The following is a 24,107-nucleotide window of genomic DNA, read 5'->3' as shown; positions in this document are numbered from 1 at the left end:
ACCCCCCAAATTGACATTTTGTCCCGTCTGTTTCGCTTGATGTGAATCGGTTTGTCGTGTTTAGTTGACACATGACTGTCAGCATAAGTTTACACTCTGGTCGATACCCCGCCCCGTCCGCGATGCTGGAATTGATCAAACCCGTCACCTGGTTTCCACCCATGTGGGCCTATGCCTGTGGTGCTGTCGCGTCCGGCGTGGCCATTGGCGACCATCTTGGCCTGTTGATCCTGGGTATCATCCTGGCCGGTCCCGTTGTCTGCGGCATGAGTCAGGCGGCGAATGATTGGTGCGACCGGCATGTTGACGCCATCAATGAACCGGACAGACCCATTCCATCCGGGCGCATTCCCGGGCGCTGGGGGCTATGGATCGCCATTGCGATGTCACTCCTGTCACTTGCGCTCGGTGCATTGCTGGGCACATGGGGCTTTATCGCAACCGTGGTCGGGGTCATCGCGGCGTGGGCATACTCAATGGAACCCATCCGCCTGAAACGCTCTGGATGGTTTGGCCCCGGGCTGGTGGGCCTGTCCTACGAATCGCTGCCGTGGTTCACCGGTGCGGCGGTGCTCAGTCAAACGCTACCATCCGGGCCGGTCATCCTGTTGGCGCTTCTCTATGGTGTCGGTGCGCATGGCATCATGACACTCAATGATTTCAAGGCCCTGGAGGGTGATCGCCGGATGGGCGTGAATTCCCTTCCTGTAACGCTTGGGCCTGAACGGGCCGCCAGGGTTGCCTGCGCCATTATGCTGGTGCCGCAGGTTCTGGTCATTCTCGCCTTGGCCCATTGGGGCCAATCCGCCCATGCCGCCGGTATCCTCGCGCTGGTGCTGGGTCAGATCTTGGCGATGTCGGTGATGTTGAAAGATCCAAAGGCCAAAGCGCCCTGGTATAACGGCACGGGCGTCTTGATGTACGTCTCTGGCATGATGGTGTCCGCCTTTGCCCTGCGACATGTGGAGGTGTTCTTGTGACGCTTGGTTGGCTGGCCATTGTGCGTCTTGGCCTTGTGCAAATGGCCCTTGGCGCGATTGTCGTGTTAACAACATCGACCCTGAACCGTCTGATGGTCGTCGAACTGTCGCTTGCGGCGGTTCTGCCCGGTCTTCTGGTTGCCCTGCATTACGGGATCCAGATCACGCGTCCGAATTGGGGGTTCCTCTCTGACAAGGGCGGCAACCGCACCCGTTGGATTATTCGCGGTATGTGGATTCTCGCCACTGGCGGCATTCTGGCCGCGCTCGGTGTGGTTGAAATGGAAAGCAGCTATTGGACGGGGCTCGCCATCTCTGTTCTGGCCTACGCCTTGATCGGCCTGGGGGCCGGTGCTGCGGGAACGTCCGTGCTGGCCCTGCTTGCCACAGCCACGGCGCCGCATCGCCGCGCCGCTGCCGCGACAATCACCTGGCTGATGATGATTTTCGGGATCGCGATGACAGCTGGCGTGGTAGGGCAATTGCTTGACCCCTATACCCCCGCCGTTCTGATCCGCGTTGTCAGCGGCGTCGCGGCGGTTGCGCTTTTGATCACCTTCATTGCCACATGGCGGATCGAACGCGGTGTCGAGGCAGAACCCGAAGCCGACCCCGTACCGTTCCGCGAAGGGCTGGCCGAGGTTTGGGCGGAACCGAAGGCCCGGATGTTCACGATCTTCGTGTTCCTGTCGATGACCGCGTATTTCATGCAAGAGCTGATCCTTGAGCCTTATGCTGGGCTCGTCTTTGGCTTTACCCCCGGCGAAAGCACCACGCTGTCGGGCATCCAGAACGGCGGCGTTTTCCTCGGAATGCTGACGGTTGGCATTGCAGCCACCGCATTGCGCTTTGGCTGCTTGCGCAATTGGGTCATTGGCGGATGTCTTGGATCGGCCGCCAGCCTTTGTGTCATTGCCACCTTGGGGGGATATGCCCTGCCCGAAACGCTTCTTCCTGCCGTTTTTGCCCTTGGGTTCTTCAACGGCGCGTTTGCCGTCGCTGCCATTGGGTCGATGATGGCGCTGGCTGGCGAAGGCCGGGAAAAACGGGAAGGCACGCGCATGGGCCTTTGGGGTGCGGCCCAGGCCATTGCCGCCGGTTTTGGCGGCCTGACCGGTGCAGCAGCCGCAGATGTCATGCGCACTCTGACCGCAGACGCCCCCGCCTTCGGGACCGTCTTTGTTTTTGAAGCCGGGTTGTTCCTCTGCGCTGCTGTCATGGCGTTGCGCATCATGGAGGGGCCAGCCCGACACGCCGAACTGATCGCAGGAGAATGACCATGTATGATGTAGTCGTTGTGGGCGGTGGCCCATGTGGCGCAACCGCTGCCGAAGATCTGGCCCGGTCGGGTTACAACGTGGCCCTGCTGGATCGGGAAGGCCGGATCAAACCCTGTGGCGGGGCCATTCCCCCGCGCCTCATGCAGGATTTCGATATCGGTGAGGACCAGCTGGTCGCCAAAGTGAACACCGCGCGGATGATTTCACCCACAGGGCGCCATGTGGATATCCCGATTGAAAACGGGTTCGTCGGCATGGTCGATCGCAAGGATTTCGATCCGTTCCTGCGGGATCGCGCCGAACACGCCGGGGCCACGCGGCTCACCGGCACATATGTCCGGATCGACCGCGACAAGGCCGCCAAGACGCGGTCTGTCATCTACCGAGACAAGGAAAGCGGCCAAGAACGCGCGCTGCCCACGAAACTGATCATCGGCGCGGATGGTGCCAATTCGCGGGTTGCCCGCGATGAGATCCCCGGCGGTGACAAGGTTCCGCTGGTCTTTGCCTATCACGAGATCATCAAGGCCCCGGAAAAGAATGATGTCTACGATCCTGTCCGCTGTGACGTGATCTATGACGGCGCGATCAGCCCCGACTTTTACGGCTGGGTCTTCCCGCATGGCGGCACAACGTCCGTGGGCATGGGCACCTATGTGCAAAGCGTGAACCTCAAAGAGGCCACCGCCGCCCTGCGCGAAGCGTCAGGTCTGGCCGATTGCGAAACGCTGCGCAAGGAAGGCGCGCCCATTCCGCTTAAACCGCTCCGCTTCTGGGACAATGCCCGCGACGTTGTGGTTGCCGGAGATGCGGCCGGTGTCGTGGCACCGTCCAGCGGCGAAGGCATCTACTACGCCATGATCTGTGGGCGGCATGCAGCAACCGCTTGCGCGGCAACGCTCAAAACCGGTCGCATCACGGATCTCGCCCTCGCGCGGAAGCTCTTCATGAAAGAGCACAAGACCGTCTTCCGCGTTCTGGGTCAGATGCAGGACGCCTATTACAAAAGCGACTCTCGCCGGGAACGGTTTGTTTCGCTCTGTCACGATGTTGATGTGCAGAAGTTGACGTTCGAGGCATATATGAACAAAAAGCTCGTCAAGGCGCGTCCCATGGCGCACCTAAAAATCGGCTTTAAGAACTTGCGCCACCTGTTGGGACTGGTGCGGGAGACCCATGTATGACGCAGACGCTCATCCCGGCCTGGCTTGGCGACACTCTCAGCCCTGTTGAGAAGCTGGACGCCCATATCCGTGGGCTCAAGCACAAGGCGATTTCGGTTTTCGTGCTGAAAGGCGACGAGATCCTGATCCAACGCCGCGCGATGGGCAAATACCACACACCCGGGCTATGGGCGAACACCTGTTGCACGCATCCCAACTGGGACGAGAGCAGTATTGATTGCGCACAAAGACGCCTGAACGAAGAACTCGGGATTAAGGGCCTGAACCTCGATTACCGGGATCGCGTGGAATACCGCGCCGATGTGGGCGGTGGACTGATCGAACACGAGGTGGTCGATATCTTTGTCGCCGAAGTCGACAGCGCGCCAGAGTTGCTGCTCAATCCCGACGAAGTCATGGCGACTCGGTGGGTGCGGTATGGCGATCTCATGAATGAGGTGGTTAACGAACCAAGCCGCTTTACCCCCTGGCTTCGCATTTACCTTGACACATACGCGCCACAAATCTTTGGCGACATGGCGATTTCCTGCGTAAACCCAGCATAAAGCAGCCAATTTTAAACACATTCGCTCCTGTTTCTTGCCTTAGTTCCTGCCTAAACCTTTAAGTGGGGCTCGAACTGGGGAGTTTGAGATGTCTGCTGCTGCTGCTACCGCCAGTGATCTGGAGCGGTACATGTTGGAACTCGTGAACGAGGAGCGCACAAGCCGTGGCTTGAACGCACTGGTTCTCGACAAGACATTGAACGCGTCTGCCGACGCGCATTCGACGTGGATGCTGAACAACAATGTGTTCAGCCATACCGGTGTGGGTGGGTCCACTCCGACCGAACGCATGGTGGATGTCGGGTTCGATCTGTCCGGCACATGGCGGACAGCCGAAAACATCGCTGCCCAAAGCGAACGGGGCGAACCCGGGCTTTTCGACGACGTGTACGATCTTCACCTGGCGCTGATGAACAGCCCCGGACATCGGGCGAATATCCTGATGCCGGATCTCGAAGTGGTCGGCATCGGCATTCAAACCGGGAATTTCGCCTACGATACGGGAACCTATTTTTCCGTTATGGCGACACAGAACTTTGCCATGACGGGTGGTCGGACGACACCTGATATTGCAACGGCATCACCCAACTCCGAACAAAATCAAACCGATCCTTCGAACGAACGCTCGGACGTTCTTGTCGGGACGGCCACGGCGGAAAACCTTGTCGGAACAGCGCAGGATGACACCATCACCGGGTCAGGTGGGAATGACATTTTGTCGGGTGAAGGTGGCGACGATACCGCTGTCTATATCGGCGATGCGTCGAACTACGGCATTACCATCAGCAACGGATCGATCATCATCGAAGACCGCACCGGTCGGGATGGCACGGATACGCTGAACAGCATTGAGACGCTGCAGTTCCGCGATACCACCTTTGCGCTTGATCTGTTCACCAATGTCAGCACGCTGACCGACGCGGACATGCTGGCGTTCTCGGAACTCTACGTGGCCTATTTCAACCGCGCGCCGGACGCGGCGGGCCTGTTGTACTGGGGATCGCGGCTGGCCGATGGGATGTCGATGGACGACATCGCGCGCGAATTCTTCGATCAGCCCGAAACTCAGGCGCTGTACGGAACAACCGGGGGAACCGCACAATTCGTAACAGCGGTCTATTCGAATATTCTGGGCCGCGATCCGGACGATGTAGGCTTTGCCTACTGGGTCGATACGCTGAACAGCGGGGCCGTTGACCGGGCAGAGTTTATCGTGGCGATGCTCGGTGGGGCCAAGGCCTCCACCGGCAGCGCAAGTGACGCGCAATACCTTGAGACCAAGGCAGAGATCGGTGCTTATTTCGCGGTGATCAACGGGTTGAACAATGTGCAGGTGGCAAACACGGCCATGCAGGCCTTCGACGGAAGCATGGGCTCTGTGGCGCAAGCGAAGGGCATCATTGACACCTTCGCCGCATCGACAGACACGGCGCAGGGGTCCGAGTTCACAATCAGTGTGACCGGCTTGGTCGAAGACGCGCTTGATTGGGTGTAACGCTCACGCGCCTTTTGTCAGCGGGACCACTTTGCCATCGTCAGAGCACAGGGAGATCGCAGTTTTGTAGAGATCAAACCGCGTCAGCCTTGCATCCGCGTACATATCATCCGGCGACGCCTGATCAATGAACCGGTCCGGCAAGGTCATCGTCCGGATCTTCAATCCGCGATCCAAGGCACCGCGATCTGCCAGCTCATGCAGAACCATCGCCCCGAACCCACCGCGCGCGCCCTGCTCTACCGTGATCAACGCGTCGTGGTTTGCAGCCAGTTTCAGGATCAGGTCGATATCCAGAGGTTTGGCAAACCGCGCATCCGCGATTGTGACCGACACCCCGTCAGTCTCCAGTAAACGCGTCGCGGCTTCAACTTCAGCCAGATGCGCACCAAAGCTCAGGAAGGCGATATCGCTGCCTTCTTGCAGGATCCGGCCCTTGCCGATTTCCAGCACCTCGCCGCGTTCCGGCATCTCAACCCCGTTGCCCGCCCCGCGTGGGTAGCGGAACGCAATGGGTCCACTGTCATGCGCGACAGCCGTGGCCACCATATGCTTGAGCTCTGCCTCGTCGGCAGCCGCCATGACCGTCATGTTCGGCAATGCGCTGAGATATCCAACGTCAAACGCACCTGCGTGCGTGGCCCCATCCGCCCCGACCAGCCCGGCGCGGTCAATGGCGAAGCGCACAGGCAGGTTCTGCAACGCGACGTCATGCACGACCTGATCGTAACCGCGTTGCAGGAAGGTCGAATAAATGGCGCAGAACGGCTTCAACCCGGTTGCCGCCAGCCCGGCCGCAAAGGTCACCGCATGTTGTTCGGCAATGCCCACGTCAAACACGCGGGACGGAAAGCGATCGGCCAGGATGTCGATCCCGGTCCCACCGGGCATGGCCGCTGTGATCCCAACGATGTTTGGATCGCGCGCGGCTTCTTCGGTCAGCGTGTCCCCAAACACCTTGGTATAGCTTGGCGCGTTTGGCCGTGATTTGGCCTGCGCGCCGGATTGAACGTCAAACTTGGCAACGCCGTGGTACTTGTCAGCGCTGTTTTCCGCCGGGGCGTAGCCCTTGCCTTTGACGGTGCAGCAATGGATCAGCACCGGCCCCGTCGCGCGGGCGCGGGCAGCGCGCAGAACGGGCAGAAGCTGGTTCATGTCATGGCCGTCAATCGGGCCGATATATTCAAACCCAAGTTCTTCGAACAACGTGCCCGAGGCTTGCAGATTGCCCGTCACCAACTGGCGCGCGCGCTTGGCGCTTTCACGCATCGGCTCGGGCAAGGCGGATTCGAAGCCTTCCGCAAGCGATTTAATCTTGGCCAGCGGTTCATTCGCGTAAAGACGGCTCAGGTATGATGACATTGCGCCCACCGGTGGCGCGATGCTCATTTCGTTGTCATTCAGGATCACAAACATGCGGCGGCCTTCGTGGCCTGCGTTGTTCATCGCCTCATAGGCCATGCCGGCACTGATCGAGCCGTCGCCAATCACAGCGATGGAATCGCCTGTTGGGCGACCCATATCGCGCCCGACGGCAAAGCCCAGAGCGGCAGAAATCGAGGTCGAGGAATGCGCCGCGCCGAATGGGTCGTATTCAGATTCGCTGCGTTTGGTGAAACCCGAAATACCGTCTTTCTGGCGCAGGGTTTTCATGCGGTCACGACGACCCGTGAGGATTTTATGCGGATAACACTGGTGACCCACATCCCAGACCAGTTTGTCCATCGGCGTGTTGAACACCGCATGAATGGCAACCGCCAGTTCGACCACACCAAGGCTGGAGCCAAGATGGCCCCCGGTTTGCGAAACGGCAGAGATCACTTCTGATCGGACTTCGTCTGCAACAGCGGTGAGCGTTGCGTCATCCATCGTGCGCAGGTCGGCGGGGCCTGCAATGCGATCAAGATTGGGGGTGATTGAGTGTGTCATGTGGCAGTCTCCTCGGGGACGTGAGGGAAATGAGGCGCCACGTTTGCAAGGGGGTGCCAAGAAACGTGGCGCCAGTTCCTGTAGCCAACAGGAAGGGAACCGGGGTGTTGAGCCCCGAATCCGGTTTTCTCGTTTTGGGAACCTGTCGAAAACCGGATCTGGCGATAGTCAGGGCGGCGGACCGCCCTGACCGATCATTCGTATACAGGCGCACCTGTTGTTGCGAGCTCGGGCCAGTCAGCGATGACATTCGTCCCTTGCAGCGGTTGCTGGTATCCTTTGTGACAAGTCTTGCAGGCGGCCTTCGGCGCATCTGCAAAAACCGGGCCAAGGCGCTCTGGCGGGTATTCCCCTTCGAGCGGCACCAGGTAGTCGTTGTTGATTTCCTGAACCATGCCGATGCCAAGCTGTTCGGTGGACCATTGCGGGGTCACCTGCTCGGGGTCATAGAATGCCCGGCTGTTGTGGCAGAACACACAGTTCACACCCAGCGAGTTGGACACGTAGTTCATCAGGCTGAAGGTGCGTTCCGTATCCTGCCAGGACACAACACCCTCTTGGGACGGATATTCGGCCACGTGGGGTTCCAGATCGTGAACGCTGATCCGGCCATAATCGAGCAGGAATGTCTCCAAAGCATCAGATGGCAGGGACGTATACTGGCTCTGTACCGTCACCTTGTTCTGCACTGCCGCCCAACCGCCAGCCGCTTTGTTCACATCACCCAGTTTGAACCAGATATCCGACGGCACGTTCAACCCGCGGTGACAGGTGTAACATGTCACGCCCACCTGCTTGTTGGAGTTTACGTGGCCATCCCAGTTCTCGTTGATGCTCTGGGTCATCTCGATCATCCGGCGGGCGACAACCTTGGTGTAAAGATCGTCGTTGCCGTATTCATCAAGCTCCACATCACCGTGACAGTAGGCACACCCCTGTTCGGGCGCGACCCAATCAGTCATGGCCAGCATCAACCGATTGAAATTGTCGTCGGTCAGATCACCCAGAACCTGAACATTCTGGTAGATATCGCCAGCCAGGTCTTCGCCACCCTCGGGCACATACGGGGCCTCGGTATACATGACCTCGATCGCCGGATCCGGCTTGGCCAGGTCAGAGACAAACTCTGTCCGTGCCATCCCGTTGCCGCGCGGACCGGTTTGAAGGCTCTCGGTTTTGAACGGCTGACCGACAATCACCAGGAACGCAGCCACTGTAACAGCAGTACCCAAGGCACCTACCAGGATCGCCGGACCGTAGATGTTGGTCGGGTTATCCCTGTTCCATTTATCGAACCACTTGGGAAACATGATCAGTTCTCCTGTCCAATAAAGGCTTCGTAGGAGCCGTAGGCCTCGTAGCCATAAGAGCCGTCATACATCGGAGCGAAGTGGTGCTCCTGGGCCCAGATGAACCAGTTGTCCACGACCGTCCCCGTCAGCAGGATGCCAATGCCGCCCGTGATCGGAGTGAGGACCGCAAACCACCAGGCCCAGCGGTGAATGCCTTCCATGGTGGCGTTGAAGCCCATGGTCCAGCGCCAGAAGAGGGCCGCGCGCTCGGTGGCTGTGCCACGGTCGACGATCTGTTCAAGTTCGCGGTCGCCGCCGTAACGGGTCACCGCCAGAATGGTCGCGCCGTGCATCGCAAAGAGCAGGACCGAGCCATAGAGGAACACAATCGAAAGCGCGTGGAACGGGTTGTAGTAAAGGTTGCCGTACCGGATCGAGAACGCGGTGGTCCAGTCAAGGTGCGGGAAGATGCCGTAGGGCACCGCCTCTGACCACGATCCCATCAGGATCGGACGGAAAAGACCCAGGACAAGGAACAACCAGATTGCAGACCCGAAAGCCCAGAAGATGTGTTTGCCCATCTTGTGTTCCATGGCGAGGATATAGGTCCTTGCCCACCAGCTCATTACCGAGATCAGCAAGAAGAAACTGGCGATGATGTACCAGCCGCCGTCATTCAGCGGCGGGATCTTGAGACCGTATTCCGGGCTTGGCGGCTCAAGCGCGAGCCAGAAAAGCTGCCGGATGAACTCGGGGATCGACCAGCCGACTTGCGCCAGCATGTTCAGGCCAATGATGTTCAGCGCAAGCAACCCTGTGGCAAGCGACACCAGTCCAGTCCAGCCAAGGTATACCGGGCCAAGCTGGGCGTTGCCGATCCATCCGATCAGGGTGGAAAAGCTGCCTTTGCCAAACCGTTCGCGTTCTGCGGATTCGGTGTGCATGCCCCATTCCGGATTGCCCTGAACCTGGACCTGCGTGAAAATGTTTTGATACTCAGCCATGGTTACATCCCCACATTGGCGCCCCAGATGGGCAGTTCGAGCCACCAATTCCACCATTCAGGCCAGCCTTTGGTCCAAACCGGGCCCGAGATGATGATACAGATCGCGGACCAGAAACCGGCGTTCAGCGCCAGCAAGAGACCCACGCGGTGGATCCCGAGGGTCCCAACCGAGTAGCCGATGAAATCGCGGAAAAAGGTGTCTTCGTGGTCGGGCGTTTTCATCTCTTCACCCTTTTCAGGGTTCGCGGCTGAGAGGATCAGCCCCCCATGCAATGCCAGCGCCAGTGTCGTGGTGAAGAAGAACGTCACCGCAAGCATATGCGCCGGATTGTAGTGGAAATGCAGGTACGCGTAGCCGGTGTTCGACACCCAGTCGAGGTGGCTGAAAATCCCGTAGGGAAAGCCGTGGCCCCATGCGCCCATCAAGAGCGGGCGGAACACCACCAGCGTGACATAGGCGAAAATCGCAACGCTGAAGGCAAAGGGAACGTGATAGCCCATGCCCAGTTTGCGGCAAATCTCGACCTCGCGCAGCGCCCAGCTGCTAAATGCGCCAACCGCACAGATCGTGATGATCTGCCAGAGGCCGCCTTCCATCAGCGGCGCCATACCCAGACCGTAGCTCAGGTCAGGAGGCGCAATGTTGATGAGCCATGGATTGAATGTGCCCTGGTCTGCCGCACCCCAAAAAATGAGGATTGTGCCGAGCAGAGCGAAAAAGGCGGTCGTGACCCCGAAGAAGCCCACATAGAAAGGCCCCACCCAGAAGTCGAACAGATCGCCGCCGATCAGCGTCCCTCCGCGGACGCGGTACTTTTTCTCAAAGCTGAGCAGCGCCATCTTCTTTTTCTCCGCGTTTGCCGGCACGTCCACCGTGGGTCGAAGCCGTCATGTTTCGTTTTGTTTTGCTGCGGGCGGTGCAAAGATGCTGTTCCGCCCGCAGCGATGTTATGGGCTCTTCCGAGCGGGCTGGTTTACATGCCAGCGGCTGCTGCTTTTTCGAACCAGTTGATGCCGTTGGACAGCACCACCAGATGAATCATTGCAGCCAGCAGGAAGAGGAACACGCCTTGTGCGACAAACACGCGACGCGGATCAAAGATGAGCCAGATCTTGTAGAACTTTGCCATTTTCTAATCCTTCCTCAGAACCACGGGCGCCAGATGAAGGTTGCGAGGTGTGCAACCACTGCAACCGCCGAGAACAGCCAAAGGCCGCTCATGTAGACGGAATGCAGCTCCTGGGCCTGCTCGTCAGTAAGACCTGTGAATGACAGGTCGGTATTATCAGCCATGAACTTTCCTCCGGAACGTTATGCTGACGCCGCATTCCCTGCGGCCGGGTCCCTTGGAGCCAAGGCTCCGCAGGTCCTGTCCACCCTGCCGGGTGGTCAGTCCTTGTTCCCAAACCTTTTCAGGCCGAGAAAATGAGCGGGGTGATCCGATCTGCTTCGCACCACGCGCGCGCCAACGGGCCGCGCATGTTGAGCGTCTGCTTCTGGAACACATCAAGCATCCAGATCACGGTCGCAAAGGGGATCGCGACCACGAAAATGATACTGAAATAAACCAGGAACTCGGTTCCGCGTTTTGTATGACCGTGCTTGTGATGGCGCGTGTCAGAAGAGGTGAAATCCGTCATTTGGTCGGTCCTCCTTGGGTGTTTGAAAGGGCTTGAACAGTCTCGAAGACAACGCGTTCGGCACCTTGTTTCAAAGCTGCGGCCTCTGCGGCGTCGCGCAGGTTCTTGGCAGCAGATATTCGGGTCAGGACCGGGTGTTCGGACACGATCCGGTCAAGTTCGGCTTGCGCATCGGCATCCCAGGGGAAGTCGCGGCGCAGCGGTGTAAGTGTGGCGTCGGCCTTGTCCATCTCCGTGCCCAGCGGCAGGATGTGGAACAGCGCATCGAAAAGCCCGTTACAGACTTCTTGCAGCAGGTAGGTCGCCCCGGCGTAGCCCATCATCGGCGTTCCGGTGTGACGGCGGATGGCGGCACCGGGAAATGACGCGGGAATGAATGTTGGCTGCGGGCCATGCCCGGCCTGCATTTCGGCCAGATACATTTTTTCGTTGATCGACCCCATCAGCACCAAGGGCTTCTTGGTGTGGATCATCGACCGCACTTCGTTGTTGTTGGTCTTGGCCCCGGCAACCCGCGCCACGGCAAAGGCGCAGGGCAGGCCCAGATCACCTTCAAGGTAGTTGCGGATACCGCGGGCATAGGTCTCGTTCGCCACGATCCCGAAAGAGGCCGTTGCAAAGAAATCTTGCGTGACCGACCGCCACAAATCCCAGACGGGTTTCAGCGTCGAATGCTTTTCCTGTTCGATGAACGGTTCTGGATCAAGATCCAGCATCTCGCCCAGCTTGCGCAGGAATTTGGTGGTGCTGTCCATGCCGATGGGCGCTTGCAGGTATGGCTTGCCAAGGCATTCACACAGCCCGCGACCAAATTCGCGGTACATGCAGATATTGACGTCAGCGTTCACAAGGTTCCGCATCTCGGCCAGATGTGCGCCGAGCGGCATAACCATGTTGACCTCGGCCCCCATGCCTTCGACCAGACGCCGGATTTCAGCCAAGTCTGACGGCATGTTGAACGTACCGTACATCGGGCCAAGGATATTCACGCGAGGCTTAGCCCCTTCTTCGCGCTTCTTCTCGGGTGGCATCCGACCTTTGGTCATGCCGAATTCCGTGAAAATCCACGTCATCGCGCGATCCGCGCTTTCCCACTGATCTTCATCGATGGTGCGCGGTAGAAAACGCTGGATATTGGTACCCATTGGGGTCACGCCGCCACCGATCATTTCGGCAATGGATCCCGTGACCACCACTGCAGGGAGAGCTGGGTCGAGCACACTCCAGGCGCGTTTCATCGCCCCCTCGGTCCCCTCCCGACCCAGCTCCTCCTCACCGAGGCCAGTAACCACGATAGGGAGCTCATGCGGTGGTAGCGCATCCGTATAGTGAAGGACGGATGTGACAGGCAGGTTTTCACAGCCCACCGGTCCGTCGATAACAACCTGCAAACCTTTCACAGCCGTAAACGCGTAAACTGCGCCCCAATAGCCGCCCGCGCGATCATGATCCTGGATCAACATCAGATCATCTCCTGCGCTTTGGCAGCGCGCGCCTGTTTGTCGAGTTTTTTCTGATGCTGCGCGCGGAAATCAGGGCGCAAGTTTGGCGCGCCTTCCCAGACACCGGCTGTGTCGCCATGGCCGACGCCTTCAAAAAACGCCTTCATGTCATCCATGCGGGATTTGCCCGCGATGGCAGCATTGATCACTTCGGCCAATGACCCTGCTCCGGCTGGCCCCATCAGGGGACGCGCGGAAATCAGGTTGGTGTAATAGAGGCCGGGAATTGCCATTTCCTTGGCCTTTTGCACAACGGGGGTCGTGCCGATGGCAAGGTCAGGCTTGATCGCTTCCATCGCCGCGCAATCATCTTCAAGCGACGCGCGGTACTGCACCTTGATGCCTTTGGATTCCAGCCATTCGCGGTCAGGATCGGACCACTGCGTGCGCGGGCAAGCCGTGCCGACATAGCGCAGGTCAGCACCGCTTTCGACAAGCAGACGCGCGACGAGCAGTTCAGACCCTTCGTAACCCGATAGCGTGATGGTGCCTTTGATCGGGGTCTGTGCCAAAGCCCCTTTGATCGCTGGGAGGAACGCGTTCTGTGCGGCGGCAATCTGGTCCTTCGGAATGTTGAAGGCGTCACCGATCCCAGCCAACCACGCGGCAGTGCCATCATGGCCAACCGGGGCAGAGCCGACAATCGGACGCCCCGCCGCTTCGAACTCACGAACGGCAGCGGTGTAGAACGGATGGATCGCAGCGACGACACCACAGTCCAAAGCCGCGTACAATTCGCGCCATTCACGGCACGGAACCACGGGACCCGCGGCCAGACCCATGGGGGCCAGCATTGCGCCGATCATCATCGGGTCCGCCGGGAACATTTCGCCCAGCAAAGCAACAGTCGGGCGATCCGCCTTGCCACCAGCGGGCGCTTGCACAGGACCGGATTTGACCTCTTCCCGCGCGTAGTTGAGCATTGCGCCCGCGAGGACGTCTTTCGCCTCCGCATGGGTCGGAATGCCGAAGCCCGGCACGTCAATGCCGACGATCCGCACACCGTTGATTTCCTTTGGGAGCAGACGAAGCGGCACACCAGACGCGGTGGGCACGCACAGGTTTGTCACCACAATCGCATCGAACCGATCCGGGTCAGCCATTTCATGCACGGAGTCGCGGATGTCTTCGTAGAGCTTGCCTGTGACCAGCGATTCCGAATTGAACGGCACATAGCCAACAGACCGGCGCGCGCCGTAGAAGTGGGACACAAACGTCAGACCATACACGCAGCAGGCCGACCCGGACAGAATCGTCGCGGTGCGCTTCATCCGCAGACCAACGCGCAGCGACCCGAAAGCGGGGCACATGCTTTGCGGTTGGTCATGTGGTCCAACCGGATAGTCCTTGGCAAACTGGTCCAGCATCTCGGAGTTGCCCGCCATGCGCGCGGCCTTCTCCATTTCAGAGCCGGAATGGCAGCCAAGCCCATCCGAGAGAACAGGCGCTTCGGGGGCCTCGACCCGTGGTTCCCCACGGATAACCTCCACCTCTGCCGTTTCGTCGTATGTTTCTTCGTTGCTCACGTCTCTACTTCTCTTTGGTTCCCAGGGTCACGTTTGGGGGGCTAACCCTCACGCTTCGTCGTAAATCACTTCAAGGCTTTCCATCGGCGCTGCATTCTTGCCGCGCATGTCGATGTCGGTTGCAGGCACCAGAGTGTAACCAGCGCCGGTTTCAGAGCCGTCAAACAGTTCAAGCAATCCGTCCTGACTCAGAGGTGCGGGGCGCACCGGGGGTGCTTCGGCGACATTCATTCCAAGCTCGGCAAACAGGGCACCCCAAGGCGAGGCGTCGGTACCGACAATCTGGTAATTCGCGGATTTCTTACGCAGGTCGTCGTCTTGCGGAATCGAGGCAAGGATCGGGATGTTGACCGCTTCGGCAAACGCTTGTGCTTCGCCGGAATGGTCGTCCTTGTTGACCACAAGTCCCGCAACACCCACGTTGCCGCCCAGCTTGCGGAAGTATTCCACAGCCGAACAGACGTTGTTCGCCACATACAGCGACTGCAGGTCGTTCGAGGCGACCAGGATCACCTTCTGCGCCATGTCGCGGGCAATCGGCAGACCGAAGCCACCGCAGACCACGTCGCCCAGGAAGTCGAGCAGAACGTAGTCAAAATCCCAATCGTGGAAGCCCAGCTTTTCAAGCAGTTCGAACCCGTGGATGATTCCGCGACCCCCACAACCGCGACCCACTTCGGGACCGCCCAGTTCCATCGCGAAGACGCCACCACGCTTGAAGCAGACATCCCCGATCTTCACTTCTTCCCCGGCCAGTTTCTTCTTGGTCGAGGTTTCGATGATCGTTGGGCACGCCTTGCCACCAAACAGCAGAGATGTGGTGTCAGATTTCGGATCACAGCCAATCAACAAGACGCGCTTGCCCTGTTCCGCCATCATGTGGCTGAGATTGGCCAGCGTGAAGGATTTCCCAATTCCGCCTTTGCCGTAGATCGCGATGATCTGGGTTTTCTTTGTGGCGTCTGCAGGGATCACATCGGCCAGATCCTCGTTTGCTTCGTCCTTCAACCGTTTGTCAAAGTCTTTGAGATTTGGAACCTCGTCCTTCATGAAGGGGTCTCCCAGTTGAGGATCATTTTCAGGCAGGTCGGATCTTCGAACGCGGTGCGATAGGCACCGGGTGCGTCCGAAGCCGCCGCTTGATGAGTGATCAGGCCATCGAGGCTCAATGCCCCGTTTTCGACCAGTGTGCGTGTTGCTGTCAGATCTTCGCGCGCCCATTCCGCCGCAACGCGGAACCGCGCTTCTTTCATGAAGGCGGGCGGGAAGGAGAACTGAAGGGGTTGGGTGTAGAACCCGGCCAGAACAATCTCGCCTCCCTTGACGATGCGTCCAACCAGATCGTTGAGCAGACCACCGTTGCCGCTGGCGTCATAGATGGATTTGTAATCGCGGCGTTCATCCTTGTCGGGATGCACGACCTCGTACCCGTCCGCACCCGCAGCACGATCCGGATCGATTTCCCAGACGGTCGGAGCAGGCGCCCCTGCGGCAATGGTCAGACGGGCCAGCAAGCGGCCCAGCACACCGTGACCAACGATCAGATCGGGAACCGACTTGTCCAAACCGGCCATCGCGTGACGCGCGGTTGCGGCCAAAGCCAGCAATGCGCCCTCGGCCCCATGCGCCGGATCAATCCGTGTGACACGGTCCTGATCCGTGACCAGACGCCTTGTTGCGCCACCAAACAATCCGAACACGCCATCATAACAGTTCGCACCCGGCACAAACACGTGGTCTCCCACCTTGTAACGGCTGTTGGGACCAACCTCGACAACCTCGCCCGAGGCTTCGTAACCGGGGATCAGCGGGTATCCCATGCCGGGAAACGGAGGCATGTCCCCGGACCAGAACAGTTTTTCCGTTCCTGTAGAAATGCCCGAATGCGCGATTTCCACGACCAGGTCATCCGGACCGGGCGATGTCAAAGCAACTGTTTCAAGGGCAAGAGTCTTCGGTGCGTTCAGCACGACGGCATGTGTTTGCATTCTATCCTCCTGCGCTTGCGGGACGTCGGGCTTCGAGAATCGAATCCAAAACGTCGCACTCTGTCTTGATCACTGTCAGTTTATTCTTACATACATAAGTGTCAACTATAATAGACACATTGGATTAGAATACCTTTTGCAGGGCGCTTAGTTTGACGGCTTGGTCGCAGTCACAACGGAGGTCACAAAGGGTCGCCGCGACGGGTAGGAAATCACATCAGTGAACCCGGTCTGACGGCACATTTCCCCAATTTCATTGGCGCTTCGCGCTGTGCCCGTCTGCATCGCAAGGCAATAAAAACTGAAATAGACATCGCCAGCGATCTCTGGGCGGTCTCCCCCAGACATCGGTTCAGAAATCAGGATCGAACCGCCATCGGGCAAGGTGTCTAAAACTTTTGACAGGACATCCATGACGGTGGTGTCCTCGTGATCGTACAAAACACGGATCAGCGAAATCACATCTGCGCCTTGCGGCAGCGGGTCCTCCCGGAAGGATCCGGGAACGAAGTGCAGTCGATCCCGTGCCGCAGACGCTGACATGCGTTTTTCAGCGTTCGGGCCGACAGCCGGAAGATCAAACACCGTGGCGGTCAGGTTTGGATTCGCATGCGCAGCCGCTTCGGCAAACACGCCGTAGCCCCCACCGATATCCAGAAGACGTGTGTACCGACCCAATTTGACGGTCGCCAAGGTATCTGCGGCCACAATCTCTTGCGATCGTGCCATGAGATCAGAATACCGATTGGACGTTTCTGCATCCGTGGCCTTGTCAGCGCTAAAGACATAGGGCCAGAACTGGGCTAACTCGGTTTCGACCTCACCGCGCAACAGCGCGACAGGATCGTTCAGATCACGGTAGAATGCGGCGTGATGCCGGATCATGTCTTCAAGCCCCGGAACGCCGACCAATGCCGCGCCTTTGCGGGCCAGCCCATACCGACCCGCACGGTCCCGTCGCAGCAATTGCATGGCGACGCCGGCCTTTAAGAGCCGGTCCATCCGATCAATCGGCAACATACACACCGCGGCAAGGTCAGACGCGGTTTGCGGTCCATCCATCAATCGATGCATCACGCGGAGGTCAACCAAGGCAAACAACGCCTGAGATTTGACGAAGCCCTGAACGATATCAAACAGCTCGGCCCCGTCTTTGGCAGCAACCCCGCGCGTCAGGGGAAAGGCGGAGGCCCAGCGCTGAAACCCCGGTCGCGCAATAATCCGCATCAGTCGGGTCATCAGTCCGATTTTGGGTCGTTTCGCAAAGGGCGGGATATCAGAGGCGAGCGCCATCTATCCGGCTTTGGCCACGTTGGTTTTGACAACCGGCATGATCGCCTCGGCCTGCAAGCGGACCATTTCGGCCAGCTTTGCCTCACCGGGGCAAGACGGGATGGATGCAATCGCCCCGCCCAGAATGTCCTTCAACCGCTTCGTCGCACCATCCACACCCAGCGCCAGAACGGCATTGGGGCGGCCGTGCACTTCGTCCTGGCCTGCGGGCTTGCCCAGTGTTTCGCTATCATAGAGGGCATCGCGCAGATCGTCGGCAACCTGGAACGCCTCGCCGATGCGGGCACCCAATTCGAACCATGGCTCTTCATCCTGTCCGGCAGCGATTGCACCCATTTGTGTGGCCGCAATAAAAAGCGCGCCGGTCTTTGACCGGTGATACGCGGACAAGTCGATCTTGGATTCGCTTTCCCAGCCTTGCCCGGCGCAAATGCCGTTAGGCATCCCCGATTGATGCGCAAGCAAACGAATGAGCTTGACCACGCGCTCGGGCGAGTGCGCCGCCGCACGGGCCAGGACTTCGAACGCAAGCATGATCAGTGAGTCGCCCGTCAGAACCGCCAATGGTTCGGAATAGGCGCGATGCACGGATGGCTTGCCACGTCGGACGTCCGCATCGTCAAAACACGGCAGATCATCATGTACGAGACTTGCGCAATGAAGAAGTTCCAGCGCAGACGCCGCGGCGTCCGTGATTTTGGGGAGATCATCGCCACAGGCAAGCGCGACCGACAGCAAAATCGTCGGCCGGATTCGCGCACCGCCGGGCGTACAGGCATACTGCAACGCCTCGGACAATTTCGGAGGGGCCTTGCCATCCTGTCCGATGCGGATTGCCGTTTCCACGGCAGAATTGATGCGAGAATGCAGTCCCATCGAACACTCCTAAGCAATGTGTTGTCATGTTTATCTGACACACTAGTGTAAATCATACTGGACACTTGGCAAATGTGAGTCAACAATTCGATGATGAAACTGCCAAAGCAAAGCTTGGGGCGCGTCATTGTGATCGGTGCCGGGATCGGGGGGCTAGCAGCAGCGCTGCCGCTTGTGCATCGCCGCTACGATGTCACCATTCTGGAACGGCACGCTGCACCCGGCGGCAAGATGCGCCAGATAGGTGGTGTCGATGCCGGACCGACGGTGCTGACGATGCTGGATGTGTTCGAAGCCCTATTCATGGATGTTGGCGAATCTCTGTCAGATCACGTGACACTGATTCCGCAAGACATCCTTGCCCGCCATTGGTGGCCCGACAGTGGACCGCTTGACCTGTTTCCGTGCGCAGAAAAAAGCGCTGATGCCATCGGCGCGTTTGCAGGATCCAAATCGCGTGATGAATTTCTGACGTTCACGCATCGTGCCGCGCGGTTGTTTGACGGATTCCGCGACCCGATGATGCTGCGGGCAGAGCCGAAGCTCGGGTCATTGGCCAAACATGTTATCATGAACCCGCGCCTTTTGCTGGATATGGGTGCGGGCAAAACGCTCAAAAGCCTCCTGCGCTCAAGTTTTAGCGATCCACGGCTGCAACAGCTCTTCGGCCGCTATGCGACCTATGTTGGCGGATCGCCTGACCGCTCTCCCGCGCTATTGTCCCTGATCTGGGAGGCAGAAGCCCGGGGTGTCTGGTGCGTTCAGGGGGGTATGCATGCGCTGGCCCGGTCCATTTCCGATCTCATCCAATCCAAAGGTGGAAAGATACGCCTCAACGCGGATGTGCAATCAATTGAGACACGCTCTGGCGGTGTCTCGGGCGTAACCCTGGCGACGGGCGAACACATCCCGACCGATCAGATCGTGTTCAACGGCGATCCAAGAGCGTTGGCGCTTGGTCTTCTGGGTGACGCGGTACAGCCCATCGCGCAAATCACGACGAAACGCGCACGCAGCCATTCTGCCAATGTCTGGAGCTTCAGGGCCACGCCTTCGGATATCCCGCTTTCGCATCACAACGTGTTCTTCTGCGATCCGGGTAAGAACGAGTTCGCGGACATCGAACGCGGGGAAATCCCAAGTGACCCGACGCTTTACGTCTGTGCCGAGGATCGTGGGCAAAACACCCCGGTACCGGACGAAGAACGTTTCGAGATTATCATGAACACCCCGCCGCTGACCCAGCGCGCGGCGCAGTCGGAGGACTACGAGACATGTCACACACGGACCTTCCCCCGTCTTCAACGCTTTGGGCTGACCTTCTCTCCGGAACCGGACCATTGGTCGCTGACAACAGCCAAGAGCTTCGACGCTCTTTTTCCCGGCAGCGCAGGTTCGCTATACGGGCAGACGCCGCACGGGATGATGGCAGCTCTGGAACGCCCGACGGCACGGACCTCGATCAAGGGGCTGTATCTGGCCGGGGGCAGCACGCATCCGGGCGCGGGCGTCCCGATGGCGGCAATCTCAGGCAGGCACGCGGCCGCGGCGATTGTGACGGACCAAATTTCAACCTCAAGGTTCCGCCAAACGGCTACGCGTGGTGGTATGTCGACGGCATCTCCGACGACGGCAAACGCGCTGTCTCGGTCATCGGGTTCATAGGGTCCGTCTTTTCCCCCTGGTATCGTTGGTCGGGTCGGAAGAACCCGGAAAACCACGTCTGCATCAATGTAGCGACCTACGGTCCCGGCGGGCGGTTTACGATGACAGATCGTGGGCAATCCGCGCTCCGCCAATCGACGGATCGCTTTACGGTTGGCCCCTCTTCCATGCGTTGGGTGAACGGACAACTGATCATTGACGTGAACGAGATCTCTGGCCCCCCACTGATCAGCCGAGTGCGTGGAACACTCACCGTCACGCCCAGCGCAATCACGCAAGTCGAACTGCCCCTAACCCAGGATGGTGCGCATATCTGGCGTCCGTTTGGTCCGGTCTCAAGAATTGATGTCGATCTGGATGCACCCGGCTGGCAATGGACCGGGCACGGGTATTTTGACGCCAATTTTGGCACTCGCGCGTTGGAAGAGGATTTTTCCTATTGGACCTGGGGGCGCTATCCGGCCAAGGGCGGCAGCACGTGTTTTTACGATGCAACGCGGCTGGACGGATCGGAGTTGGACGCCGGGTTCCATTTCACCCCAGAGGGTAAGGCATCAGAGATCCCCCTGCCCCCGCAGCTGGAATTCAAAAGATCGCTTTGGGCCGTACGCCGGGAGACACGCGGGGATCGTGGATGCAAACCCCGCCAGGTCATGAACATGCTTGATGCACCGTTTTATTCCCGGTCGATGGTTCGGACACGTTTGGACGGAGAAGACACAGTCGGCGTCCACGAGGCGCTTGATCTCACCCGGTTCCGATCGCCGCTGCTAAAGCCCATGCTGGCGGTACGTGTGCCGCGTCGGAAGAACTGGTCTTTTGATTAAGTAGATGCCCGGCGCGGCGCATTCGCCTCATCTGGGTTCAGCTTCCAGACACTGGCGTTCAGCGCACCTGCGATGGAAACCCAGATCAGGTAAGGCACGAACATCAGCCCGGCAATCATGTCCACCTGCCACAAGGCCCAGAGGGTCGCTGCCACCGACACCCACAACAGGCTGAGCACGATCATCCCCAGCTTGATCCGCTGCAACCCGAAAAACACCGGTGTCCAAAGGCTGTTCAACGCGATCTGCAAAGACCAAAGGGCCATCGCCAGCGCGTTGTCAGGGCTTAACGCAACACGCGCGCCCGCAGCGGACATCAGCAGATAAAGCGTTGTCCATGTCACGGGGAACACCCAATCCGGGGGCGTCCAGGATGGCTTTTTCAGATTGCGATACCACGGGCCGGGCGAAAACAACCCCCCAGTGGCACCAGCAGCCATGCAAGCCGCAAGAAATATTCCAAACAAAAGCCAAAACATGACAGTCAGGTAAGTCGACCGGTCGTATCAATCAACCCGTTCTGGCGGTTCCGCTCGTGTTGCGCGACTTGCGACAGCGCCTCGATGATGGTGTCAGAGCGCGTCCGCCGATCCGTATTCCGCCCCGCCGCGTGTACGAGAAATTGCGTTTCCGGCAGGCTCCGGGCAAACAGGACCGCAGATTTTGGCATCACAACGGTTGTTGCGGCCTTCATGGCGGATACAGCCAGCCAGCCCAATTTCTGACCTTTTGACGTGTGCGCCCGTGTCGAGATGGAATCGTATCCTGCCCGCTGCACCTGACTGCCGATCCCGGCATAGATGTACCGCGCCGCGTAAATCCCCGTGCGCGACGATAGCGGCAGCGCGGAAACGCCTGCTTCGGACCGCATGTACAGGCGATTTGCTTCCATCACCAAACGGCGCGCCATCTGACGGACCGCTTTGGTCGGTTTGGGATCAGACAGGAATGCTTCCTTGTCCAGACCCGCCTCGTCCAGCCAGTCCAGCGGCAGATAGATGCGCCCTTCAAGCGAATCCTCGCCAATATCTCGCGCGATGTTCGTGAGTTGCATCGCGATTCCCAGATCGCAAGCCCGGGCCAACGCATGCGGATCCCGCACACGCATCAAGACGCACATCATCACGCCCACCGCCGAAGCAACGCGGGCCGAGTAGTCAAACAACTCCGACAAGTTCTGATAAGTGCGTCCAACCGCGTCCCATGCCAGCCCTTCCAAAAGCGCATCGGGCAAGGCGCGGGGCATCTCGAATTCCTCGACCACCCGCGCAAAGGCCCGGTCGGGCGCTGCATCGTCGGGACGTCCGGCATAGATACGCTCAAGACGATCCTGCAGACGCAATACAGCGGCGGCCTTTTCCTGTTGCAGGTCAACCGCATCGTCAGCCAGCCGACAGAACGCATAAAGCGCCAATGACGGATCCCGCACCGACGCCGGGAGAACGCGCGATGCCATGTGAAACGACAGCGATCCATGACGGATCGCTTCGCGACAGGCTTCCATATCGGCGGCGTAACTGCTCATCCGCGCACCAGGACAGGATCAGGGACAAGCTGTGCCAGCACTTCGGCAGAGGAGATCACCCCCGGCAACCCCGCGCCGGGATGCGTGCCTGCGCCAGTCAGATACAGACCCTTCAACTCTTCACTCACGTTATGTGGCCGGAACCAAGCGCTTTGCAGGATTCGCGGCTCAATCGAAAAGCCCGATCCATAGGGCGATGAATACCTGTCCTTGAACGTTTCCGGCGTAAACACCTCGCTTGCAGTGACGCGGCTCGAAAATCCGGGCAAAAGCTGCTCTTCCAGCGCCTTGGTCAATCGCACACGGTATTCCCGTTCCAGTTTTGACCAATCGGCAGAATCCTTGTGCCCCAGATGCGGCACGGGGCTGAGGACATAGAACGTATCGTCACCTTCCGGAGCCGCAGTTGGATCCGTCACGGTCGGGCGATGGACGTACAGCGAAAAGTCGTCAGCAACTTTGCCTTTCATAAAGATGTCGCGGACAAGCCCCTTGTAGCGCGGGCCGTTCAGGATCGTGTGGTGCCCCACATCGGGCCACATGTCGCGGGTGCCCTTGGTGCCGAAATACCAGACATAGAGACCCATCGACCACCGCCGGCTCGACAGTTTTGTCGGCGTCCAGCGTTTCCGTTTTTGCATGCGCAGAAGGCGGTCATAGGTGAACCCCGCATCCGCATTCGACACAACGATATCAGCCGTTAGCACATCCCCGGACACAAGTTTTACACCCCGCGCCCGGTCAGATTTGACGAGGATTTCGTCAACTTCCGTTTCCATCAGAAGCGCGCCACCCTGCTCCCGGATGATCTTGGCCATGTTTTCGGCAATCGCGGCGACACCCCCCATCGCGTAGTGCACCCCGAATTCCTTTTCGAGATGCGACACGAGGATGTACATCGACGTGACGTTGAACGGGTCGCCCCCGATAAACAGCGGGTGGAACGACAACGCCATGCGCAACCGCTCATCTTTTACGCGTTTGGACGCATGCGCATAGACCGACCGGTCCGCCCGCAGCATTGCGAATTTTGGCAACACGCGAATCAGGTCCATCAGACGATGCATGGACCGGCGCCCCAGATCTTCGAACCCGAACCAATAGCGTTCTTCGCTGTCTTGCAGGAACTTGTCGTACCCGGCCACATCCTGTGGCGACAACCGCGCAACTTCGGCGCGCATGGCATCGGTATCCTGCCGGGCGGTGAATTTTGATCCATCGGGCCAGCGGATTTCATAAAACGGATCAAGCGGTCGAAGATCGACCTCCTGATGAAAATCGCGCCCGCAGACCGCCCATAACTCTTTGAACACCTGAGGAACCGTCACAATCGTCGGGCCCAGATCAAACCTGTGTCCGTCTTTGTGAATCGCAGAGCCGCGCCCCCCCGGTACATCAAGCTTGTCGATCACCGTTACGCGATATCCCATCGCGCCCAGACGCATCGCCGAAGCAAGGCCACCAAGCCCGGCACCAATGACAATCGCATGGGCGGCGGTCATCTTGTCAGAATGTGCCGCGAGGGCAGAATCTAGTTTTGTCATCATTTCACT

The 24,107-nt window shown here is 59.0% G+C and carries 23 protein-coding genes; 7 read left to right on the top strand and 16 right to left on the bottom strand.

Going from position 1 to position 24,107, the window contains the following annotated elements; genetic code table 11:
- Window positions 1-71 precede the first annotated feature (71 nt).
- The 5 genes from chlG (at window position 72) to MWU54_RS14770 (ending at window position 5,484) form a co-directional block, all read left to right on the top strand.
- The gene (gene chlG, locus MWU54_RS14790) at window positions 72-980 is read left to right on the top strand and encodes a chlorophyll synthase ChlG (RefSeq protein ID WP_247085221.1); all 909 of its coding nucleotides are present in this window, start codon (window positions 72-74) and stop codon (window positions 978-980) included.
- The gene (locus MWU54_RS14785) at window positions 977-2,257 is read left to right on the top strand and encodes a BCD family MFS transporter (protein WP_247085219.1); all 1,281 of its coding nucleotides are present in this window, start codon (window positions 977-979) and stop codon (window positions 2,255-2,257) included. The genes chlG and MWU54_RS14785 overlap by 4 nt, the downstream gene beginning before the upstream one ends.
- 2 nt (window positions 2,258-2,259) lie before the next feature.
- Entirely contained in the window at window positions 2,260-3,444 is a 1,185-nt protein-coding gene (locus MWU54_RS14780) for a geranylgeranyl diphosphate reductase (protein WP_247085217.1), read from the top strand.
- Window positions 3,441-3,989 carry an isopentenyl-diphosphate Delta-isomerase gene (gene idi / locus MWU54_RS14775; RefSeq protein WP_247085215.1) on the top strand — a complete coding sequence of 183 codons (549 nt, stop codon included), beginning with the start codon at window positions 3,441-3,443 and terminating at the stop codon, window positions 3,987-3,989. Before MWU54_RS14780 ends, idi begins: the two co-directional genes overlap by 4 nt.
- Window positions 3,990-4,077: 88 nt before the next feature.
- Window positions 4,078-5,484 carry a DUF4214 domain-containing protein gene (locus MWU54_RS14770; protein ID WP_247085213.1) on the top strand — a complete coding sequence of 469 codons (1,407 nt, stop codon included), beginning with the start codon at window positions 4,078-4,080 and terminating at the stop codon, window positions 5,482-5,484.
- A 3-nt stretch (window positions 5,485-5,487) separates the two neighbouring features.
- Here MWU54_RS14770 and dxs read toward each other — a convergent pair whose 3' ends face one another.
- From dxs to MWU54_RS14705, 13 genes are all read right to left on the bottom strand, one after another.
- The gene (dxs, locus tag MWU54_RS14765) at window positions 5,488-7,413 is read right to left on the bottom strand and encodes a 1-deoxy-D-xylulose-5-phosphate synthase (RefSeq protein ID WP_247085211.1); all 1,926 of its coding nucleotides are present in this window, start codon (window positions 7,411-7,413) and stop codon (window positions 5,488-5,490) included.
- 194 nt (window positions 7,414-7,607) lie between these two features.
- Window positions 7,608-8,723: a photosynthetic reaction center cytochrome PufC gene (pufC, locus tag MWU54_RS14760; protein ID WP_247085209.1), complete on the bottom strand. Its 1,116-nt coding sequence runs from the start codon at window positions 8,721-8,723 to the stop codon at window positions 7,608-7,610.
- Window positions 8,724-8,725: 2 nt separating this feature from the next.
- Entirely contained in the window at window positions 8,726-9,709 is a 984-nt protein-coding gene (gene pufM, locus MWU54_RS14755) for a photosynthetic reaction center subunit M (RefSeq protein ID WP_247085207.1), read from the bottom strand.
- Between the two features lie 2 nt (window positions 9,710-9,711).
- Entirely contained in the window at window positions 9,712-10,551 is an 840-nt protein-coding gene (pufL, locus tag MWU54_RS14750) for a photosynthetic reaction center subunit L (RefSeq protein WP_247085205.1), read from the bottom strand.
- Window positions 10,552-10,685: 134 nt separating this feature from the next.
- Window positions 10,686-10,841 carry a light-harvesting antenna LH1, alpha subunit gene (gene pufA / locus MWU54_RS14745; RefSeq protein ID WP_247085203.1) on the bottom strand — a complete coding sequence of 52 codons (156 nt, stop codon included), beginning with the start codon at window positions 10,839-10,841 and terminating at the stop codon, window positions 10,686-10,688.
- A 14-nt stretch (window positions 10,842-10,855) separates the two neighbouring features.
- Complete coding sequence (pufB, locus tag MWU54_RS14740; protein WP_072778079.1) at window positions 10,856-11,005, bottom strand: light-harvesting antenna LH1, beta subunit; 150 nt, start codon at window positions 11,003-11,005, stop codon at window positions 10,856-10,858.
- Window positions 11,006-11,124: 119 nt separating this feature from the next.
- Window positions 11,125-11,352: a cytochrome PufQ gene (gene pufQ / locus MWU54_RS14735; protein ID WP_247085201.1), complete on the bottom strand. Its 228-nt coding sequence runs from the start codon at window positions 11,350-11,352 to the stop codon at window positions 11,125-11,127.
- Window positions 11,349-12,815, bottom strand: coding sequence for a chlorophyllide a reductase subunit Z (bchZ, locus tag MWU54_RS14730; RefSeq protein WP_247085199.1), 1,467 nt, complete (start codon window positions 12,813-12,815; stop codon window positions 11,349-11,351). Before bchZ ends, pufQ begins: the two co-directional genes overlap by 4 nt.
- A complete protein-coding gene (gene bchY, locus MWU54_RS14725; protein WP_247085197.1) occupies window positions 12,815-14,380 on the bottom strand; it encodes a chlorophyllide a reductase subunit Y in 1,566 nt (521 codons plus the stop codon). Before bchY ends, bchZ begins: the two co-directional genes overlap by 1 nt.
- A 48-nt stretch (window positions 14,381-14,428) precedes the next feature.
- Window positions 14,429-15,430: a chlorophyllide a reductase iron protein subunit X gene (locus MWU54_RS14720; protein ID WP_247085195.1), complete on the bottom strand. Its 1,002-nt coding sequence runs from the start codon at window positions 15,428-15,430 to the stop codon at window positions 14,429-14,431.
- A complete protein-coding gene (bchC, locus tag MWU54_RS14715; protein ID WP_247085193.1) occupies window positions 15,427-16,368 on the bottom strand; it encodes a chlorophyll synthesis pathway protein BchC in 942 nt (313 codons plus the stop codon). The genes MWU54_RS14720 and bchC overlap by 4 nt, the downstream gene beginning before the upstream one ends.
- A gap of 147 nt (window positions 16,369-16,515) precedes the next feature.
- The gene (locus MWU54_RS14710; RefSeq protein ID WP_247085191.1) at window positions 16,516-17,607 is read right to left on the bottom strand and encodes an acetylserotonin O-methyltransferase; all 1,092 of its coding nucleotides are present in this window, start codon (window positions 17,605-17,607) and stop codon (window positions 16,516-16,518) included.
- Between the two features lie 54 nt (window positions 17,608-17,661).
- Window positions 17,662-18,537 (bottom strand): polyprenyl synthetase family protein, encoded by an 876-nt coding sequence (locus MWU54_RS14705; protein ID WP_247085189.1) that lies wholly within the window; start codon window positions 18,535-18,537, stop codon window positions 17,662-17,664.
- Window positions 18,538-18,627: 90 nt separating this feature from the next.
- On the opposite strand from MWU54_RS14705, the gene crtD reads away from it, so the two are divergent.
- Window positions 18,628-20,202 (top strand): 1-hydroxycarotenoid 3,4-desaturase CrtD, encoded by a 1,575-nt coding sequence (gene crtD, locus MWU54_RS14700; protein WP_348647656.1) that lies wholly within the window; start codon window positions 18,628-18,630, stop codon window positions 20,200-20,202.
- Window positions 20,157-21,029, top strand: coding sequence for a carotenoid 1,2-hydratase (crtC, locus tag MWU54_RS14695; protein ID WP_247085445.1), 873 nt, complete (start codon window positions 20,157-20,159; stop codon window positions 21,027-21,029). Before crtD ends, crtC begins: the two co-directional genes overlap by 46 nt.
- Here the strand turns inward: crtC and MWU54_RS14690 are convergent.
- Genes MWU54_RS14690 through MWU54_RS14680 form a run of 3 tightly spaced genes read right to left on the bottom strand, consistent with a single transcriptional unit; the run spans window position 21,026 to window position 24,101 of the window.
- Entirely contained in the window at window positions 21,026-21,508 is a 483-nt protein-coding gene (locus MWU54_RS14690; protein WP_247085187.1) for a TspO/MBR family protein, read from the bottom strand. The two genes, crtC and MWU54_RS14690, sit on opposite strands and share 4 nt — an antisense overlap.
- 5 nt (window positions 21,509-21,513) lie before the next feature.
- Complete coding sequence (gene crtB, locus MWU54_RS14685) at window positions 21,514-22,554, bottom strand: 15-cis-phytoene synthase (protein ID WP_247085185.1); 1,041 nt, start codon at window positions 22,552-22,554, stop codon at window positions 21,514-21,516.
- Window positions 22,551-24,101: a phytoene desaturase gene (locus MWU54_RS14680; protein ID WP_247085183.1), complete on the bottom strand. Its 1,551-nt coding sequence runs from the start codon at window positions 24,099-24,101 to the stop codon at window positions 22,551-22,553. Before MWU54_RS14680 ends, crtB begins: the two co-directional genes overlap by 4 nt.
- Window positions 24,102-24,107 lie beyond the last annotated feature (6 nt).

It is taken from the genome of Marivita sp. S6314 (genome assembly GCF_023015985.1).
GTDB lineage: Bacteria > Pseudomonadota > Alphaproteobacteria > Rhodobacterales > Rhodobacteraceae > Marivita.
The sequence above is the reverse complement of the archived record's forward strand: the minus strand, read 5'-3'. Positions and strand labels throughout refer to the sequence as shown.

Excerpts from the sequence above, each read along its gene's own strand:
- chlG (WP_247085221.1), top strand. The coding sequence starts at position 72 with ATGACTGTCAGCATAAGTTTACACTCTGGTCGATACCCCGCCCCGTCC.
- MWU54_RS14780 (WP_247085217.1), top strand. The coding sequence starts at position 2,260 with ATGTATGATGTAGTCGTTGTGGGCGGTGGCCCATGTGGCGCAACCGCT.
- idi (WP_247085215.1), top strand. The coding sequence starts at position 3,441 with ATGACGCAGACGCTCATCCCGGCCTGGCTTGGCGACACTCTCAGCCCT.
- MWU54_RS14770 (WP_247085213.1), top strand. The coding sequence starts at position 4,078 with ATGTCTGCTGCTGCTGCTACCGCCAGTGATCTGGAGCGGTACATGTTG.
- dxs (WP_247085211.1), bottom strand. The coding sequence starts at position 7,413 with ATGACACACTCAATCACCCCCAATCTTGATCGCATTGCAGGCCCCGCC.
- pufC (WP_247085209.1), bottom strand. The coding sequence starts at position 8,723 with ATGTTTCCCAAGTGGTTCGATAAATGGAACAGGGATAACCCGACCAAC.
- pufM (WP_247085207.1), bottom strand. The coding sequence starts at position 9,709 with ATGGCTGAGTATCAAAACATTTTCACGCAGGTCCAGGTTCAGGGCAAT.
- pufL (WP_247085205.1), bottom strand. The coding sequence starts at position 10,551 with ATGGCGCTGCTCAGCTTTGAGAAAAAGTACCGCGTCCGCGGAGGGACG.
- pufA (WP_247085203.1), bottom strand. The coding sequence starts at position 10,841 with ATGGCAAAGTTCTACAAGATCTGGCTCATCTTTGATCCGCGTCGCGTG.
- pufB (WP_072778079.1), bottom strand. The coding sequence starts at position 11,005 with ATGGCTGATAATACCGACCTGTCATTCACAGGTCTTACTGACGAGCAG.
- pufQ (WP_247085201.1), bottom strand. The coding sequence starts at position 11,352 with ATGACGGATTTCACCTCTTCTGACACGCGCCATCACAAGCACGGTCAT.
- bchZ (WP_247085199.1), bottom strand. The coding sequence starts at position 12,815 with ATGTTGATCCAGGATCATGATCGCGCGGGCGGCTATTGGGGCGCAGTT.
- MWU54_RS14720 (WP_247085195.1), bottom strand. The coding sequence starts at position 15,430 with ATGAAGGACGAGGTTCCAAATCTCAAAGACTTTGACAAACGGTTGAAG.
- bchC (WP_247085193.1), bottom strand. The coding sequence starts at position 16,368 with ATGCAAACACATGCCGTCGTGCTGAACGCACCGAAGACTCTTGCCCTT.
- MWU54_RS14710 (WP_247085191.1), bottom strand. The coding sequence starts at position 17,607 with ATGACCCGACTGATGCGGATTATTGCGCGACCGGGGTTTCAGCGCTGG.
- MWU54_RS14705 (WP_247085189.1), bottom strand. The coding sequence starts at position 18,537 with ATGGGACTGCATTCTCGCATCAATTCTGCCGTGGAAACGGCAATCCGC.
- crtD (WP_348647656.1), top strand. The coding sequence starts at position 18,628 with ATGATGAAACTGCCAAAGCAAAGCTTGGGGCGCGTCATTGTGATCGGT.
- MWU54_RS14690 (WP_247085187.1), bottom strand. The coding sequence starts at position 21,508 with ATGTTTTGGCTTTTGTTTGGAATATTTCTTGCGGCTTGCATGGCTGCT.
- crtB (WP_247085185.1), bottom strand. The coding sequence starts at position 22,554 with ATGAGCAGTTACGCCGCCGATATGGAAGCCTGTCGCGAAGCGATCCGT.
- MWU54_RS14680 (WP_247085183.1), bottom strand. The coding sequence starts at position 24,101 with ATGATGACAAAACTAGATTCTGCCCTCGCGGCACATTCTGACAAGATG.